Below are 17220 nucleotides of genomic sequence, written 5' to 3' on the forward strand. Positions count from 1 at the left end.
CCCTCCTTGGGCGTATCGACTTCACGTAAGGCATCCTGCGGATAACGGAAGAGCGAATCCTGGAGTGAGTGGGTAACGCCTTTGCTGAAATTAGGAACCTTTGATTCTATGTGGGTATTTCCCGGGCGGGGCGGACTCCGACAAGCGGCCAAATGCCAGCCCAAACCTGCAGGAGCGAAGCTTGCTCGCGATGGGGGCTGAGGGCGCTGCGTTCAGTCAGTCGATGCTCGTCATCCGTGACGAGCATCGCGAGCAAGCTTCGCTCCTACAGCGGCAACGGTGTGCCTACAGCAGGCTGAGCGGGTAGCTGACGATCAGGCGGTTCTCGTCGAACTCGTTGGTGCTGAAATCGCGGCGCATCGTCGAGTTGCGCCACTTGAGGTTGAGATTCTTGAGCGCGCCGCTTTGCACGGTGTAGGCCAGCTCGCTCTCGCGTCCCCATTCCTTGCCGTCGGTGATGGTCCCGGTGTGCACGTTGTCGCCCTTGATGTAGCGGTTCATCAGGGTCAGGCCGGGAATGCCCAGCGCGACGAAGTTGTAGTCGTGACGCACCTGCCAGGAGCGCTCCTGGGCGTTGTCGTAGCTGGCGTTGTAGCTGTCGTTGGCCAGGGTGCCGCCGCTGGTGCCGTTGACGCGCATCCAGGCGTTGTCGCCGGTGAGTTTCTGCAGGCCGACGTAGAAAGTGTGGCCGCCGTACCTGGCCGAGAACAGGCCCGACCAGGTCTTGTTGTCCAGGTCGCCGGCGCGGGCGCTGCCGTCTTCCTTGCCGTAGAAGAAGCCGAGGTTGGCGCCCAGGGTCCAGTCGCCCAGGGGCTGGCTGTGGATCAGGTTGACGTACTGCTGGCGGTAGATGTCCTTGAGCTGGGCGTTCCACAGGCCGACCTGGGTGCGTTTGTCGTTGAAGCTGTATTCGCCGCCCTGGAAGTTGAAGCGGTCGGAGGTGAAGGCGGCTTTGCCGGTCATCGACATGTCGCTCATGCTGCTGTCGTCACGCGGGCTGTTGGCGCGGAACTGGCCGCCGTAGAGGGTCAGGCCGTCAATTTCCTTCGAAGTGACCTGGCCGCCGCGAAAGGTCTGCGGTAGGGAGCGGCCGTCGTCCGAGCGCAGGATCGGCAGCACCGGCATCCATTCGCCGACCTTCACCTCGGTCTGCGATAGGCGAGCCTTGAACGCCACGCCCAGGCGGCCGAAGTTGTCGGCCGGGCGTCCATCGTGGTCCAGCGGCAGCAGCTGGGTGCCGCCAGTGCCCTTGCCGCCATCGAGTTTCAGCGAATACAGCCCCAGCACGTCCATGCCGAAGCCGACGGTGCCCTGGGTGAAGCCGGAGCGTGCGTCGAGGATGAAGTTCTGGGTCCATTCCTCGGCCTTGCCCTGGGCCTTGGCCGGGTTGGTGAAATTGCGGTTGATGTAGAAGTTGCGCAGGTTCAGGTTGGCCTTGGCGTCTTCGAGAAAACCGCTTTCTTCGGCCGCCACGGGCAAGGTCGCGCCGGCCAGGGCCAGGGCGATCAGACTGGGAAATACATAGGGCGCGGTGGACGCTTTCATGGACTCGGGACTCTCTAATTGTTGGAGGTGCAGCGATACGTAGCCGCAACCTGGGGTTGCAGACAAAAAAATCCGGGTAAGCGAACGGCTGGGGTCAGCTGGGGAGGGTAGGGCGTGTGGCCATGGGGGCGAACCTGTTGTTATTGGTTTTGGCGGTGCGGGCAATGGTGCGGGGGATCGGCGCGCCGATTCAATCGGGCTGAGCAGGGTTATGGGCGATTATCGAACGTTAATCACCACCGCCTGCGCAGGGATGGCCCCAAGGTATTTGAGATAAATCCCGTAGTTATCCCGTAGTGATTCGAGGCCAACAAAAAGCCCACCAGAGGGTGGGCTTTTTGTTGTCACGCTGCGATCAGAACAGTTTCAGCTTGGGCGCTTCTTCTTTCAGCGGTGCGTATTGCGCCGTCTGCTCGTTCCAGCCGCCACCCAGCGCCTTGTACAGGTTGACCGCGCTGGTCAGCTGCGCGAGGCGATCGGTGATCAGGGCTTGTTGGGCGCTGAACAGCTGGCGCTGCGCGTCGAGGAAGGTCAGGTTGCTGTCGACCCCGATCCGGTAGCGACGCTCGGCCAGGCGGTAGTAGTCCTGGTTGGCGTTGACGAAGTCGCGTTGGGCCTGCAACTGCTCGGTGTAGGTCTGGCGTGCGGCCAGGCCGTCGGCGACTTCCTGGAAGGCCGTCTGGATGGACTTCTCGTAGTTCGCCACGCCGATGTCCTTCTGGATCTTGGCGTAGTCGAGGCTGGCGCGCAGGCTGCCGGCGTTGAAGATCGGCAGGTTGATCTGCGGCTGGAACAGCCAGGTGCCCGAGCCGCCCTTGAACAGGCCGGACAGGTCCGGGCTCAGGCTGCCCGCGTTGGCGGTCAGGCTGATGCTCGGGAAGAACGCCGCGCGGGCCGCGCCGATGTTGGCGTTGGCCGCCTTCAGGTTGTACTCGGCCTGGAGAATGTCCGGACGACGTTGCAGCAGGTCGGACGGCAGGCCGGCCGGTACGTCGGCGAGCAGGTCGTCCGACAGCGGCTTGGCCGCTTGCAGGTTGGCCGGGATGCCGGTGCCGAGCAGCAGGGTCAGGCTGTTTTCGTCCTGGGCGACTTGGCGGGTGTAGCGCGCCAATTGCGCCCGGGCGTTTTCCACCGAGGTACGCGATTGCGCCAGGTCCAGCGCCGAGGCGACCCCGACTTCATTGCTGCGGCTGGTCAGCTTGTAGCTTTCCTCGTAGGCACCGAGGGTTTCCTGAGTCAGTTTCAGCAGCTCTTTATCGGCTTGCCAGGTCAGGTAGGCATTGGCCACGCTGGCCACCAGGCTGATCTGGGTGCTGCGACGCGCTTCTTCGGTGGCGAAGTATTGTTGCAGCGCTTGTTCGCTCAGGCTGCGAACCCGACCGAACAGGTCGAGTTCGTAGGCGCTGATGCCGACGGTCGCCGAGTACTGGCTGGCAATGGCGGCTTCGCCGGTCTGCGACATCCGGGCCGGCGTACGCTGGCGGCTGCCGCTGGCATTGGCCGAGACCGCCGGGAACAGGTCGGCGCGCTGGATGCGGTACTGAGCCGCGTAAGCGTCGATGTTCAGGGCCGCGACCCGCAGGTCGCGGTTGTTTTCCAGGGAAACCTGGATCAGCTGCTGCAGGGCAGGGTCGCGGAAGAACTGCTTCCAGCCCTGCTCGGCGGCGGCCTGGGCCGGCGCCTGGGCCGGCGAATAGGCCGGACCTTGCGGGTACTGCGCCGCGACCGGGGTCTGCGGCTGCTGATAATCGGGTATCAGCGAGCAACCACTCAGCACGGCGGCGGTGATTGCGAGGGAGAGTAGCGACTTGCTCATTGGCCAGCCTCTTTAGGAGTTTCAGTGGTTTCTGGTTCGTCGACGTTACGGCGGCCCATCGAGGACACGGTCACGAAGAACAGAGGCACCCAGAATATCGCCAGAACGGTTGCGGTGAGCATACCGCCAATCACGCCGGTACCGATCGCATGCTGGCTGCCCGAGCCTGCGCCGGTGGAGATCGCCAGGGGCACCACGCCGAGCACGAAGGCCAGGGAGGTCATGATGATCGGGCGCAGACGCATGCGGCAGGCTTCGATCGCCGCATCGATCAGGCTGCGGCCCTGTTCGTGCAGTTCCTTGGCGAACTCGACGATCAGAATGGCGTTTTTCGCCGCCAGACCGATGGTCACCAGCAGACCCACCTGGAAGTACACGTCGTTGGACAAGCCGCGCAGGCTGGTGGCCAGCAGCGCACCGATGATCCCCAATGGCACCACCAGCATGACCGCGATCGGAATCGACCAGCTTTCATACAGCGCCGCCAGGCACAGGAACACCATCAGCAGGGACAAGGCGTACAACGCAGGTGCCTGGGAGCCCGACAGACGTTCCTCGTACGACAGCCCGGTCCAGGAAATACCGACACCGGCCGGCAGTTTCTTGGCAATGGCCTCGACTTCGGCCATGGCCTCGCCGGTACTGTAGCCGGGCGCCGGGGCACCGAGGATTTCCATCGCTTCCACGCCGTTGTAACGGGCCAGTTTCGGCGAACCGTAGATCCACGTGCCCTTGGCGAAGGAGGAGAACGGCACCATGGTCCCGGCGCTGTTACGTACGTACCACTTCTTCAGGTCTTCCGGACTCATGCGAGCGCCGGGCTGACCCTGGATGTACACCTTCTTCACCCGGCCGCGGTCGATGAAGTCGTTGACGTAGCTACTGCCCAGGGCAATCGACAGGGTGTTGTTGATGTCGGAGATGGTCACGCCCAGGGCGCTGGCCTTCTCGTCGTCGATTTCCAGCTGGTACTGCGGTTCATCGTTCAGGCCGTTCGGACGGACCTGGGACAGGATCTTGCTCTGTGCCGCCATGCCGAGGAACTGGTTGCGCGCTTCCATCAGCTTCTCGTGGCCGATGCCGGCGCGGTCCTGCAGGAACACGTCGAAACCGGTGGCGTTACCCAGCTCCAGTACCGCCGGTGGCGCGAAGGCGAACACCATCGCGTCGCGGAAGCTGAAGAAGTGCTGCTGGGCGCGGGCGGCCAGGTTGAACACGTTGTTTTCGGCGGAGCGTTCGCCCCATGGCTTGAGCATAATGAAGGCCATGCCCGAGCTCTGGCCGCGACCGGCGAAGTTGAAGCCGTTCACGGTGAAGACCGAGGCCACGGTGTCCTTTTCCTTGTCCAGCAGGTAGGCGCGCATTTCGTCGACTACCACCTGGGTCCGCTCGGCACTGGAGCCGGCTGGAGTCTGCACCTGGGCGAACAGTACGCCCTGGTCTTCTTCCGGCAGGAACGCGGACGGAATGCGGGTGAACAGCCAGATCATGCCGACCACGATCAGGACGTAGGCCAGCAGGTAAGGCGCCTTGTGCCGCAGGATGTTGCCCACGCCACGTTCGTAGCTTCTGACGCTGCGGTCGAAGTTACGGTTGAACCAGCCGAAGAAACCTTTTTTCGGCGCGGCGTGCTCGCCATGGGGAATGGCCTTGAGCATGGTGGCGCACAGGGCCGGGGTGAAGATCAGCGCGACCAGTACCGACAGGGCCATGGCCGAGACCACCGTGATCGAGAACTGCTTGTAGATCACGCCGGTGGAACCGCTGAAGAACGCCATCGGCAGCAGTACCGCCGACAGCACCAGGGCAATACCGACCAGGGCGCCCTGGATCTGGCCCATGGACTTCTTGGTCGCTTCCTTGGGCGACAGGCCTTCCTCGGCCATGACCCGTTCGACGTTCTCCACCACGACGATGGCATCGTCCACCAGCAAGCCGATGGCCAGCACCATGCCGAACATGGTCAGGGTGTTGATGCTGAAGCCGGCGGCCGCGAGGATACCGAAGGTCCCCAGCAGCACCACCGGAACGGTCATGGTGGTGATGACGGTGGCGCGGAAGTTCTGCAGGAACAGGAACATCACCAGGAACACCAGCACGATCGCTTCGACCAGGGTTTCAACCACACCCTTGATCGATTCGGTCACCACCGGGGTGGTGTCGTACGGGAACACCACTTTCATCCCTTGCGGGAAGAACGGCTCCAGGTCGCTGATGGTTTTGCGCAGGGCCTTGGCGGTATCCAGGGCGTTGGCGCCGTTGGCCAGTTTCACTGCCAGGCCGGAAGCCGGGGCACCGTTGAACTGGGCGCTGACCGAGTAGTTTTCACCCCCTAGGGCCACATCCGCGACATCGCCCAGGCGCACTTGCGAGCCGTCGGCGTTGACCTTGAGCAGGATCGCCTTGAACTGCTCGGCAGTCTGCAGGCGGGTCTTGCCGATGATGGTGGCGTTCAGTTGCTGGCCCGGCAGGGCTGGCAGGCCACCGATCTGGCCGGACGACACCTGGACGTTCTGGGCCGCTACGGCGTTTTTCACGTCGACCGGGGTCAGGTTGAAGTTGTTCAGCTTGGCCGGGTCGAGCCAGATACGCATGGCGTACTGGGCACCGAACACCTGGAAGTCACCCACGCCCGCGGTCCGCGAGATCGGGTCCTGCATGTTGGACACGATGTAGTTCGAGAGGTCGTCCTTGGACATGCTGCCGTCCTCGGAAACCACGCCGATCACCAGCAGGAAGTTCTTCACCGCCTTGGTCACGCGGATACCCTGTTGCTGCACTTCTTGCGGCAGCAGCGGGGTGGCCAGGTTCAGCTTGTTCTGTACCTGGACCTGCGCGGTGTCCGAGTTGGTGCCTTGCTCGAAGGTCGCGGTGATGGTCATGCTGCCGTCGGAGTTACTTTCCGAAGACACATAACGCAGGTTGTCGATACCGTTGAGCTGCTGCTCGATGACCTGGACCACGGTGTCCTGCACGGTCTGTGCGGAAGCGCCTGGGTAGGTCACGGAGATGGCGATCGCCGGAGGCGCGATGCTCGGGTACTGGTTGATCGGCAACTTGAGGATCGATAGAGCCCCGACCAGCATGATCACCAGGGCGATTACCCAGGCGAAGATCGGACGGTCGATAAAGAATTTCGACATGGTTTACTCCCCTTTGCCGCCTGCGGCTTTGTCAGTCGCCTGTGCAGGGGCCGGGTTTTTCGCTGAAACGTTGGTCGCCTCGCTGGCTTTTACTTCGACGCCAGGTCTGACGAATTGCAGCCCTTCGGTGATCACGCGATCACCGGCCTTCAGGCCGTCCTCGATCAGCCACTGGTTGCCGACGGTACGGCTGGCCTTGAGCTGACGCAGTTCAACCTTGTTGTCCGGGCCCACCACCAGTGCGGTCGGGGTGCCTTTGAGGTCACGGGTCACGCCTTGTTGCGGGGCAAGGATCGCCGCGGCATTCACGCCGGCTTGCAGTTGCGCATGCACGAACATGCCTGGCAGCAAGGTGTGGTCCGGGTTCGGGAACACGGCGCGCAGGGTCACCGAGCCAGTGGTTTCGTCGACCGACACTTCGGAGAATTCCAGCTTGCCGTCGAGTTTGTACTGGCTGCCGTCTTCCAGGGTCAGCTTGACCTTGGCGGCGTTGTCGCCGGCCTTCTGCAGGCGGCCGCTTTCCAGCTCGCGACGCAGTTCGAGCAGTTCCACCGACGACTGGGTGACGTCGACGTAGATCGGGTCGAGTTGCTGGATGGTCGCCATGGCATTGGTCTGGCCGTTGCTGACCAGCGCACCCTCGGTGACCGAGGAACGACCGATGCGCCCGGAGATCGGCGCCAGCACCTTGGTGTAGCGCAGGTCGATCTGGGCACTCTGCAGCGCCGCTTCCGATTGCAGGCGGTTGGCGACGGCAGTGTCGTATTCCTGGCGGCTCACGGCCTGTTCGTCGACCAGTTGCTTGTAGCGATCGGAGATCGACTTGGTCGACTGCAGGTTGGCCTGGGCGCTCTTGAGGGTCGACTCATAGACCGACGGATCGATCTGATAGAGCTGCTGACCTTCCTTCACGTCGCCGCCTTCCTTGAACAGGCGCTTGAGAATGATGCCGTTGACCTGAGGACGCACTTCGGCGATCCGGAACGCAGTGGTGCGCCCCGGTAGCTCGGACGTCAGGGTAAAGGCCTGGGGTTGCAGGGTGACTACGCCGACCTGAGGGGCTGGCGGAGCGGGTGCCGCCTCTTCCTTTTTACATCCGCTGAGCAGCGATGCCAGGGCGACGGCAGTGACCAGAGCGGTAACAGCTGGCTTGAGTTGCATGAAGATCCTCGGGTCAGGCGCGCAAAATGCGCACTCGAAAAGTGGAAAGGTAAAAAACGGGCGCTGAGTGGATAAGTAGCTTGCTAAGGAATATACTTACGTTCATGGTTGTTTGTAAATACCTTGGCGGTGTACCCATTCGGTTACAAAAGCCGTTGCAAGGATTGAATTGTAGGCTGGCTAAACGGCACCCGAGATGCCGTTCCACATTTATTCAGATGGGCTTCATGCATCGTTGAAGCATCCTGATCGAGGTTTACTGCCATGGTCCGTCGTACCAAAGAGGAAGCTCAAGAAACCCGCAAACAGATACTCGAGGCGGCCGAAAAAGCCTTCTACGAGCGCGGTGTGGCGCGTACCACCCTGGCGGATATCGCGGCCCTGGCGGGGGTGACGCGCGGGGCCATCTATTGGCATTTCAGCAACAAGGCGGACCTGGTGCAGGCCATGCTCGACACCTTGCGCGAGCCACTGGACGAAATGGCCAGGGCCAGCGAGGACGAAGAAGAGATCGATCCGCTGGGATGCATGCGCAAGCTGCTGGTTCATTTGTTTCATCAAATTGCCCTGGACCCGAAAACCCGACGCATTAATGAGATTCTGTTTCACAAGTGCGAATTCACCGATGAAATGTGCGACTTGCGGCGCCAGCGTCGTGCGGCCAGCCTGGATTGCAACGTGCATATCGAGCTGGCATTGCGCAACGCCGTGAGACGGGGACAGCTTCCCGAGAATCTCGATACGGCCCGTGCGGCCATCAGTATCCATGCCTATATTGACGGCATTCTTTATCAGTGGCTGTTGGCGCCGGACAGTTTCGAACTCCATAAGGAAGCGGAGCGCTGGATCGATACCGGATTGGACATGCTGCGCCTGAGTCCCAGCCTGCGTAATTGAGACAAAATGCGGAATTACTTCTGCGGATGTCAACGTTTGCGCGTTATATAGCTCGATGTTTCATGCGTGACGATTCACCGGGATGCCTTTATATACGTGGCGACTTTATCTTGATAGATAGCGAGCTACGGATTTTGTAGGGAAATTGTTGCGAGTGTGTGAATGAGTGTAGGGACCGCGGCTTACAAGGGCGCTGAGCAACCTGTCAAAGGTATCGCGTTGATTTGCCTGGCGGTCCTGCTGTTCGCCAGTCACGACACCCTGTCCAAATACCTGTCCGGGTTCTACCCCATCGTCATGGTGGTCTGGGCCCGGTATGTGGTGCACACGTTGCTGATGCTGGTGGTCTTCGTGCCCCGCAGCGGGTTCTCCGCGGTGGTGCGCACCAAGCGCCCGGGCCTGCAATTATTACGTGCCTTATGCCTGATCGGCACCAGCCTGTTTTTCACCACCGGCCTGCGCTACATCCCCCTGGCCGAAGCCACTGCGGTCAACTTCCTCGCTCCGCTGCTGGTCACCGCGTTGTCCGTGCCGCTGCTGGGCGAGCGGGTGAGCCGTGGCCAGTGGCTGGCGGTGCTGGCCGGGTTCATCGGCGTGCTGATCGTGATCCGCCCGGGCGGTGCGCTGTTCACCCCGGCGATCCTGCTGCCGTTGTGCTCGGCGCTGTGTTTCGGCTTCTACCAGTTGCTCACTCGCAAGCTCAGCGGGATCGACAGCCCGACCACCAGCAACTTCCTCACCGGCATCCTCAACAGCTTGATCATGAGCGCCGCGCTGCCGTTCTTCTGGAGCACGCCGAGCCTGTGGCACGGCCTGTTCATGATCGGCCTCGGTACTTGCGGCATGCTCGGGCACTTGCTGCTGACCCAGGCGTTCCGCCATGCCGCGCCGGCGATGCTGGCGCCTTTCAGCTACGGACAGATCCTGTTCGCCGGCCTGTATGGCTACCTGATCTTCGATCACACCCCGGACAGCTTCGGCATCGTCGGCATCGCGGTGATCTGCTTCAGCGGCCTGGCCGTGGCCTGGGGCCAGCGCAAACGCAGTTGAGCGCCCGGCGCCTGCACCGAACGCCGCACCATCTCCTACACTCGATTCACGCTTCGGCCCGATGACGAAGCCATCCATCCCGGGGCAGGGCCAGGCGCCCGCCCGGGCAGTCCGGCCGCGCTGGCATGGGCGCGCGTCGAGGTGAATGCGAGGAACAGCCCGTGAACAAAATTTACCCGAGTGCCGAATCCGCACTGCAAGGCCTGGTCGAGGATGGCATGACCCTCGCCGTCGGTGGCTTCGGCCTGTGCGGCATTCCGGAAGCGCTGATCGCTGCCCTGCGTGACAGCGGCAAGCGCGAGCTGACCGTGATCAGCAACAACGCCGGTGTCGATGGCTTTGGCCTGGGCCAGCTGTTGAGCACCCGGCAGATCCGCAAAATGATTTCTTCCTATGTCGGCGAGAACAAGGAGTTCGAGCGCCAGTACCTGGCCGGCGAACTGGAGCTGGAGTTCACCCCGCAGGGCACCCTGGCCGAGAAGCTGCGGGCTGGCGGTGCCGGTATCCCGGCGTTTTTCACCCGCACCGGCTACGGCACCCTGGTGGCCGAGGGCAAGGAGACCCGCGAGTTCGACGGCGAGTGGTACGTGATGGAGCGTTCGCTGCGGGCCGATGTCGCCCTGGTCAAGGCCTGGAAGGCCGACCGGTCCGGCAACCTGCTGTTCAGCAAGACCGCGCGCAACTTCAATCCGCTGGCGGCGATGGCGGCCCGGGTCTGTGTGGTGGAAGTGGAGGAGATCGTCGAGACCGGTGCGCTGGACGCCGACCAGATCCACCTGCCCGGCATCTATGTGCAGCGCCTGGTGCTGAACGCCACACCGGAAAAACGCATCGAACAACGCACCGTACGGAGTGCCTGACCATGGCCTGGACTCGTGAAGAAATGGCGCAACGCGCCGCCCGGGAACTGCAGGACGGCTTCTACGTCAACCTCGGCATCGGCCTGCCGACCCTGGTGGCCAACTACATCCCCGCGGGCATGGACGTCTGGTTGCAGAGCGAGAACGGCCTGCTCGGCATTGGCCCGTTTCCGCTGGAAAACGAGGTCAACCCGGACCTGATCAACGCCGGCAAGCAGACCATCACCACCTTGCCCGGCAGCAGCTTTTTCAACAGCGCCGACTCCTTCGCCATGATTCGTGGCGGGCATATCAACCTGTCGATCCTCGGCGCGATGCAGGTATCGAGGAGCGGCGACCTGGCCAACTGGATGATCCCCGGCAAGATGGTCAAGGGCATGGGCGGGGCGATGGACCTGGTGGCCGGGGTGAAGCGGGTGGTGGTCTTGATGGAGCACACCGCCAAGGGCGGCGCGCATAAATTGCTGGAGCAGTGTGACCTGCCGTTGACCGGTGTCGGCGTGGTGGATCGGATCATCACCGACCTGGCGGTGCTGGATGTGACTGCGCAGGGGTTCAAGCTGGTCGAGCTGGCCGCCGGCGTCGGTTTCGACGAGCTGCAGGCCGCTACCGGCAGTGCGATCGTTCGCTGACGGGGTTTCGTTTGATTGCACAGGATGGCGATCAACTCGGGGATCGCTATCGCGAGCAAGCTTCGCTCCTACAGAAAAGCGGGCAGTAAAAAGCCCCGGACTCGCGAGAGCCGGGGCTTTTTCAGGGCAGCGGGTTACAGCGTCGGGTAGTCGATGTAGCCGACCGGGCCCTTGGCGTAGAACAGCTCGGGGCGTGCGTCGTTCAGCGGCGCATCGGCCTTCAGGCGAGCCGGCAGGTCCGGGTTGGCGATGAACGGCACACCAAAGGCCACGGCGTCGGCCTTGCCGCTGGCCAGCCAGGCGTTGGCGCTGTCCTTGGTGAAGCGTTCGTTGGCGATGTAGGGGCCGCCGAAGGCTTCCTTGAGCTGCGGGCCGAGGCTGTCGGCGCCTTCTTTCTCGCGGGCGCAGATAAAGGCGATACCGCGCTTGCCCAGCTCGCGGGCGACGTAGGTGAAGGTTTCCGCCAGGTTGGCGTCGCCCATGTCATGGGAGTCGGCCCGTGGCGACAGGTGTACGCCGACACGGCCGGCGCCCCAGACTTCGATGGCCGCATCGGTCACTTCCAGCAGCAGGCGGGCGCGGTTCTCCAGGGAGCCGCCGTACTGGTCGGTGCGCTGGTTGGTGGAGCTTTGCAGGAACTGGTCGAGCAGGTAACCGTTGGCGCCGTGGATCTCCACGCCGTCGAAGCCGGCGGCCTTGGCGTTTTCCGCGCCGACCCGGTAAGCGTCGACGATGTCGGCGATCTCAGCGGTTTCCAGGGCGCGCGGGGTCGGATAGTCGGCCAGCGGGCGCACCAGGCTGACGTGGCCCTTGGGCTGGATGGCGCTCGGCGCGACCGGCGCTTCGCCGTTCAGGTAGCTCGGGTGGGAAATCCGCCCGACGTGCCACAGCTGCAAGAAGATCTTGCCGCCGGCGCCGTGGATGGCCTTGGTCACGTTGCTCCAGCCACGAACCTGGTCGTTGGACCAGATGCCCGGGGTGTCCGGGTAGCCGACGCCCATCGGGGTCACCGAAGTGGCCTCGCTGAGGATCAGGCCGGCGGAAGCGCGCTGCACGTAGTACTCGGCCATCAGCGAGTTGGGCACGCGGCCCTCGTCGGCGCGGCAGCGCGTCAGCGGCGCCATGATGATGCGGTTGGCCAGCTCGAGGTCGCCCAGCTTGATCGGGTCGAAAATAGTCGTCATGGAATACACCTTCTTCAGGGAACGTATCAGTGGGTCGCAGGAGCCAGTTCGGCATTGCCGCCCTGGCGAAAGGTAATCAGCGTCACCAGCAGGGCCAGGATCGCCAGCGCGCCGGCCGCCAGCGGCACGCTGGCCAGGCCGTAGCCGTGGGCGATGACGCTGCCGCCGACCCAGGCGCCCAGGGCGTTGCCGATGTTGAAGGCGCCGATGTTCAGCGTGGACACCAGGTTCGGCGCGGCCTGTCCGAAGGTCACCACGTTGACCTGCAGGGCCGGAACCGCGGCGAAACAAGCGGTGGCCCAGAGGAACAGGGTGAGTTCGGCAGGGACCAGCGCGACGCTGGTCCAGCTCAGCACGGAGCTGGTTACGGCCATGGCGATCAGCACGCCGACCAGGGTGCCCGAGAGGCTCTTGTCCGCCAGCTTGCCGCCGATGATGTTGCCCAGGGTCAGGCCCAGGCCGATCAGCACCAGGGTCCAGGTCACGCCGTGGGGCGAAACGCCGGTCACTTCGCCGAGCAGCGGGGCGACATAGGTGAACAGGGTGAACACCGAGGCGGCGAACAGCGCGGTCATGCTCAGCGACAGCCAGATCCCGGCGCCCTTGAGAGCGATCAGTTCCGAGCGCATGTCGAGCTTCTCTTCATCGCGCTTGGCCGGCAGGAAGCGGATCAGGCCGATCAGGGCGACCACGCCGATCAGGGTCACCGCCCAGAAGGTCGAGCGCCAGCCGGCCTGCTGACCCAGGGCGGTGCCCAGCGGCACGCCGAGGACGTTGGCCAGGGTCAGGCCGGTGAACATCAGGGCCACGGCGGAGGCGCGCTTGTTGGCGGGCACCAGATTGGCCGCTACCACCGAACCGATACCAAAGAAGGCGCCGTGGCACAGTGCCGTGACCACACGGGCGAACATCAGCACGTTGTAGTCACTGGCCAGGGCGCATAAAAGGTTGCCGACAATGAAAATCCCCATCAACGCTACCAGCGCGGCCTTGCGTGGCAGCCTGGCGGTGGCCAGGGCCATGAACGGCGCGCCGATGGCCACGCCCAGGGCATAGCCGGTCACCAGCCAGCCGGCGCCGGGAATCGACACACCGAGATCGGCCGCCACCTCGGGCAACAGGCCCATGATGACGAACTCGGTGGTGCCGATGGCGAAGGCGCTCAAGGCCAGGATGAGGAGCGAGAGGGGCATTGTCGGGTCCTTGTCAGGGCTGGTTGCCGAGTTCTTTGATGAGGGCGTCGAGGGCGGCTTGGATCACGTCTTCGTTGCGTTTGAAAAAATGCCACTGGCCGGCTTTCTGGCTGCTGATCAGGCCGGCCCGTTGCAGGGTCGCCAGGTGGGCGGACACGGTCGACTGCGACAGGCCGCAGCGTTGGTCGATCTGTCCGGCGCAGATGCCGTATTCATGGTTGTGGGTCTGTTCGGGGAACTGGACCTTGGGGTCCTTGAGCCAGATCAGGATGTCTCGCCGTACTGGGTGCGCCAGGGCTTTTATTATTTCGTCGAGGTCGATGGACATGTCGGTGCTCGTATTCCGTAAAACGTTATATCGCGATGAGGCGAACTTTAAATCGCTATTTCGCGATATACCAATATGATTTTGATCTGAGATCAGTATGAATCGGTATATCGGGTTATAACGATATGTGGGGCGCAGTGCTAAGCTGCGCGGATGAATTATCTCGCACATCTGCACCTCGGCGGCCAGCGCCCCGGTCAATTACTCGGCAGTCTGTATGGCGACTTCGTCAAAGGGCGCCTGCAAGGCCAGTTCACCCCGGAAATCGAGGCGGCGATCCAGCTGCATCGCAGCATCGACCTGTTTACCGATAGCCATCCGCTGGTGGGGGAGTCGCTGTCGCGTTTTTCCCTGACCCGTCGGCGTTATGCCGGGATCGTGCTGGACGTGTTTTTCGACCACTGCCTGGCCCGGGACTGGGCGTTGTATGCCGACCGGCCGCTGGCGCTGTTCACCTCGGACGTGTACCGCGTGCTGGCCGCCGAACCGCAATTGCCCGGGCGCCTGGCGCAGATCGCGCCGCATATGGCGGCTCATGACTGGCTGGGTTCCTACCGCGAGTTCGACGTCCTGGAGCAGGTGCTGCGAGGCATTGCCCGGCGCCTGTCACGTCCGGAGGAACTGGCGGCGGCGATGGGCGAGCTGAAGCGGCTGTATCAGCCGCTGAGTGAGGATTTCCGGGTGTTCTACCCGCAGTTGCAGGCATTCGCCGCGCAGCATGTCCCTGCCGTGTAGGAGCGAGCTTGCTCGCGATGAGGCCCTTGACGGCGGCTCAGGGCTCAAGGTTTTTCGCGAGCAACCTCGCTCCAGCGGGGGCAGGGTTCAGGCGGCAATCAGATCGCCGCTACGAGCCGGTTCGGCCGGCTGGGCGATATCGCCGAACAGCACCTTCTGCACCGCCTGCTGCGCCTGGAACGCCAGCGCGGCGCGCTCCTGGCCCTGGCAGGCAATCGGCTTGAGCAGGTGGATCTCCACTCGGCCCTGATCGTTGGCGAACAGGCGCATCAGGTGCGACAGCAGGTCGTCGTCGCCAACGAAGGGCGCCAGCGGGTCGATATCGCCATCGCGCAGGTAACGAATCGCCACCGGTTGCAACGCCACCTCGGCCTCGATGGCGCTGGCCAGCAGGCGACCGTGGAAGGTGCGCAGGCTGCGACCGTCGGTGGTGGTGCCCTCGGGGAACATCAGCAGCGGGTGGGTCTGCTGCAGGTGGCGGGTCATCTGCTTGCGGATCAACTGGCTGTCGCCCGCACCGCGCCGGATGAACAGGCTGCCAGCCTTGGCGGCCAGCCAGCCGGCGACCGGCCAGGTGCGCACTTCGGCCTTGGACAGGAACGACAGCGGCGTCAGGGCGCCCAGCAAGGGGATATCGGTCCAGGACACGTGATTGCTGACCCACAGCATCGGCTGTTTCGGCAATTCGCCATGCACCGTCACGGCGAAGGGCAGGGCGTTGCTCAGGCGCGCCATGAAAAAACGCGACCAGCGCTGGCGCCGGACCATGGAATGGGCAATGCCCAGGCGCTCGAACACGCCGAAGATGCTGGCCATGCTCAGGCCCAGCGCCACCACCAGCAGCACCCGGGCGATCCGCCCGTAGACCCGTAGCCGGCGCATTACACGGCCGCCTTGAAGTGACGGGCGTAGCGGGGGCAGAGTTCGTCGCGCTTGAGCAGGATGAACACGTCGGCGACCTGGAAGTCCTGGTCCCAGCACGGTTCGCCGCAGATCTTCGCGCCCAGGCGCATGTAGGCCTTGAGCAGCGGCGGCATTTCGGCGATGACGTTGGACGGCAGGTCGAGGCTGGGCAGCGGGTTCTTCGGTTCGGCGCGCAGGTGCTCGGTGCACAGGTAGCGTTCGCGCAGGCGCTGCATGATCGCGTGGGCCTGGACGCCGCCATCCTGCATCGGGATGCTGGCGCAACCCATCAGGTAGCTGTAGCCACCCTGGTTGAGCACTTCGGCCAATTCGCCCCAGAGCACGGCGATGGTGCCGCCGTTGCGGTAGGCCGGGTCGACGCAGGTGCGGCCGATTTCCAGGATCGGGCCCTTGAGCTGCACCAGGCCGTGCAGGCTGAATTCTTCTTCGCTGTAGAAACGCCCCAGGCTGCTGGCGGCCTGGTGGTCGAGCAGGCGGGTGGTGGCGACCAGGCGGCCGCTGTTCAAGTCGCGGACGCCGATGTGGCTGCAGTGAACATCATAGTCATCCATGTCCAGACCCAGCTCGGCGCCTTTCAGCTTGGCGTTGAACTCGCCGCTGAAGACGTTGAAGCGCAGGGCCTGGGCTTCTTGCAGGGCCGCGGCGCCCACCAGGCGCTCGGCTTGCAGGCGGCGTTCATTGCCGGTGTCGCTGATGCGGGCGATCTGAGTCATTGTGAATCTCCGTGCGGGCCACTGACCCGCCTTGGGTTGCAGCCGATCGACTTTGTTGTGCAAAGTCAGGCTATGTAGCCCCGGTGTCATCGCCATGAAGCTTTGGTGATGCTTGTATGACAGCCCCTGAGGATCCGCTTATGCCCTGGCAAGCCCTGTTGCACAGCCGTCGCCGGCTGCCCGCCCACCCGGACCTGGCCGAAGGTTATGCCGCCTTGTTACAGGAGCTGGGGCCAGTGACGCCCTTCGAGCTGGCGGTGCGCGGCGGGCGCCTGATGGCCACTCCGGGGCTGGCTTTCCTGGTGGGCTACCAGGCGGCGTTGCGCATGCTCTGGCCCAGTGCGCCGCCGACCCTGGGCGCGTTGTGCGCCACCGAGCGGCGCAGCCTGCGCCCGGCCGACATGCAGACCCGCCTGCAAGCGCTGCACCTGAGCGGGCGCAAGGATTTCGTCACCGCCGGCGACGCCGCCGACTGGCTGCTGATCGCCGCCCGCTGCGAGGCGGATGGCGAGCCGCCGCGCCTGAGCCTGGCGGTGGTCCGTGCCGGCGAGCCCGGGGTCAGGGTCGACAAGCTGCCGGCGATCCCGCTGATGCCGGACATCAGCCACGGCTGCCTGCACCTGGACAACGCCTTGTGCGAACTGCTGGCGGGCGATGGCTGGGACGCCTACGTCAAACCTTTCCGCACCCTGGAAGACATTTATGTCCTCAGTGCCATGACCGCCTGGCTGTATGGCGTCGGCCAGGACCATGACTGGCCGCGCGCCCTGCTCCTGCAATTGCTGGCGCTGCTCGCCGGTTGTGCCGAAGTCAGCCGGCAGAACCCCTCGCTGGGCAGCGGGCATGTATTGCTGGGCGGGCTGTTCGCCCAGTTCGAGGGGCTCAAGCCGGCCATCGAACAGGCTTTTGCCAATGGTCCGGCGCCCTGGGCCGACTTGTGGCTGCGCGATCGGGCGGTACTGGAGCTGGCGGCGGGCGCACGGGAAAAACGCCTGGCCAAGGCGCTGGCCATATAAAGGAGGAGCCTCGGCGCGGTTCA

At 63.8% G+C, this 17220-nt stretch carries 15 protein-coding genes; 6 read left to right on the plus strand and 9 right to left on the minus strand.

Annotated elements, in window-relative coordinates; all coding sequences use genetic code 11:
* Positions 1-285: 285 nt before the first annotated feature.
* From TO66_RS06755 to emhA, 4 genes are all read right to left on the minus strand, one after another.
* Positions 286-1545: an OprD family porin gene (locus tag TO66_RS06755; RefSeq protein ID WP_044461600.1), complete on the minus strand. Its 1260-nt coding sequence runs from the start codon at positions 1543-1545 to the stop codon at positions 286-288.
* A 355-nt stretch (positions 1546-1900) separates the two neighbouring features.
* The gene (gene emhC, locus TO66_RS06760; RefSeq protein WP_044461601.1) at positions 1901-3361 is read right to left on the minus strand and encodes an efflux RND transporter outer membrane subunit EmhC; all 1461 of its coding nucleotides are present in this window, start codon (positions 3359-3361) and stop codon (positions 1901-1903) included.
* Positions 3358-6504 (minus strand): efflux RND transporter permease subunit EmhB, encoded by a 3147-nt coding sequence (emhB, locus tag TO66_RS06765; RefSeq protein WP_044461602.1) that lies wholly within the window; start codon positions 6502-6504, stop codon positions 3358-3360. Before emhB ends, emhC begins: the two co-directional genes overlap by 4 nt.
* Positions 6505-6507: 3 nt before the next feature.
* The gene (emhA, locus tag TO66_RS06770) at positions 6508-7665 is read right to left on the minus strand and encodes an efflux RND transporter periplasmic adaptor subunit EmhA (protein WP_044461603.1); all 1158 of its coding nucleotides are present in this window, start codon (positions 7663-7665) and stop codon (positions 6508-6510) included.
* Between the two features lie 264 nt (positions 7666-7929).
* On the opposite strand from emhA, the gene emhR reads away from it, so the two are divergent.
* The 4 genes from emhR to TO66_RS06790 all read left to right on the plus strand — a co-directional run bounded on the left by emhR (position 7930) and on the right by TO66_RS06790 (position 11104).
* A complete protein-coding gene (gene emhR / locus TO66_RS06775) occupies positions 7930-8562 on the plus strand; it encodes an efflux system transcriptional repressor EmhR (protein ID WP_044461604.1) in 633 nt (210 codons plus the stop codon).
* 162 nt (positions 8563-8724) lie between these two features.
* Positions 8725-9612 (plus strand): DMT family transporter, encoded by an 888-nt coding sequence (locus TO66_RS06780; RefSeq protein ID WP_044461605.1) that lies wholly within the window; start codon positions 8725-8727, stop codon positions 9610-9612.
* 161 nt (positions 9613-9773) lie between these two features.
* Complete coding sequence (locus TO66_RS06785; RefSeq protein ID WP_044461606.1) at positions 9774-10472, plus strand: CoA transferase subunit A; 699 nt, start codon at positions 9774-9776, stop codon at positions 10470-10472.
* Between the two features lie 2 nt (positions 10473-10474).
* Entirely contained in the window at positions 10475-11104 is a 630-nt protein-coding gene (locus tag TO66_RS06790) for a CoA transferase subunit B (RefSeq protein ID WP_044461607.1), read from the plus strand.
* Between the two features lie 134 nt (positions 11105-11238).
* Here the strand turns inward: TO66_RS06790 and TO66_RS06795 are convergent, their stop codons facing one another.
* From TO66_RS06795 to TO66_RS06805, 3 genes are read right to left on the minus strand one after another with little or no spacing between them, the layout of a single operon-like run.
* Positions 11239-12288: an alkene reductase gene (locus TO66_RS06795; RefSeq protein WP_044461608.1), complete on the minus strand. Its 1050-nt coding sequence runs from the start codon at positions 12286-12288 to the stop codon at positions 11239-11241.
* 26 nt (positions 12289-12314) lie between these two features.
* The gene (locus tag TO66_RS06800; protein WP_044461609.1) at positions 12315-13481 is read right to left on the minus strand and encodes an MFS transporter; all 1167 of its coding nucleotides are present in this window, start codon (positions 13479-13481) and stop codon (positions 12315-12317) included.
* A gap of 13 nt (positions 13482-13494) precedes the next feature.
* Positions 13495-13809: a helix-turn-helix transcriptional regulator gene (locus tag TO66_RS06805; protein WP_044461610.1), complete on the minus strand. Its 315-nt coding sequence runs from the start codon at positions 13807-13809 to the stop codon at positions 13495-13497.
* Between the two features lie 153 nt (positions 13810-13962).
* Here TO66_RS06805 and TO66_RS06810 point away from each other — a divergent pair, with 153 nt between their 5' ends.
* Positions 13963-14544: an ACP phosphodiesterase gene (locus tag TO66_RS06810; RefSeq protein ID WP_044461611.1), complete on the plus strand. Its 582-nt coding sequence runs from the start codon at positions 13963-13965 to the stop codon at positions 14542-14544.
* A gap of 87 nt (positions 14545-14631) precedes the next feature.
* On the opposite strand, the gene TO66_RS06815 is transcribed toward TO66_RS06810, so the two are convergent.
* The gene (locus tag TO66_RS06815) at positions 14632-15426 is read right to left on the minus strand and encodes a lysophospholipid acyltransferase family protein (protein ID WP_044461612.1); all 795 of its coding nucleotides are present in this window, start codon (positions 15424-15426) and stop codon (positions 14632-14634) included.
* Complete coding sequence (olsB, locus tag TO66_RS06820) at positions 15426-16181, minus strand: L-ornithine N(alpha)-acyltransferase (protein WP_044461613.1); 756 nt, start codon at positions 16179-16181, stop codon at positions 15426-15428. Before olsB ends, TO66_RS06815 begins: the two co-directional genes overlap by 1 nt.
* A 140-nt stretch (positions 16182-16321) precedes the next feature.
* Here olsB and TO66_RS06825 point away from each other — a divergent pair, with 140 nt between their 5' ends.
* Complete coding sequence (locus TO66_RS06825; protein ID WP_044461614.1) at positions 16322-17197, plus strand: acyl-CoA dehydrogenase; 876 nt, start codon at positions 16322-16324, stop codon at positions 17195-17197.
* Positions 17198-17220: the final 23 nt, after the last annotated feature.

Origin of the sequence: Pseudomonas sp. MRSN 12121 (genome assembly GCF_000931465.1) — a bacterium.
In the GTDB taxonomy this organism is placed as follows: domain Bacteria; phylum Pseudomonadota; class Gammaproteobacteria; order Pseudomonadales; family Pseudomonadaceae; genus Aquipseudomonas.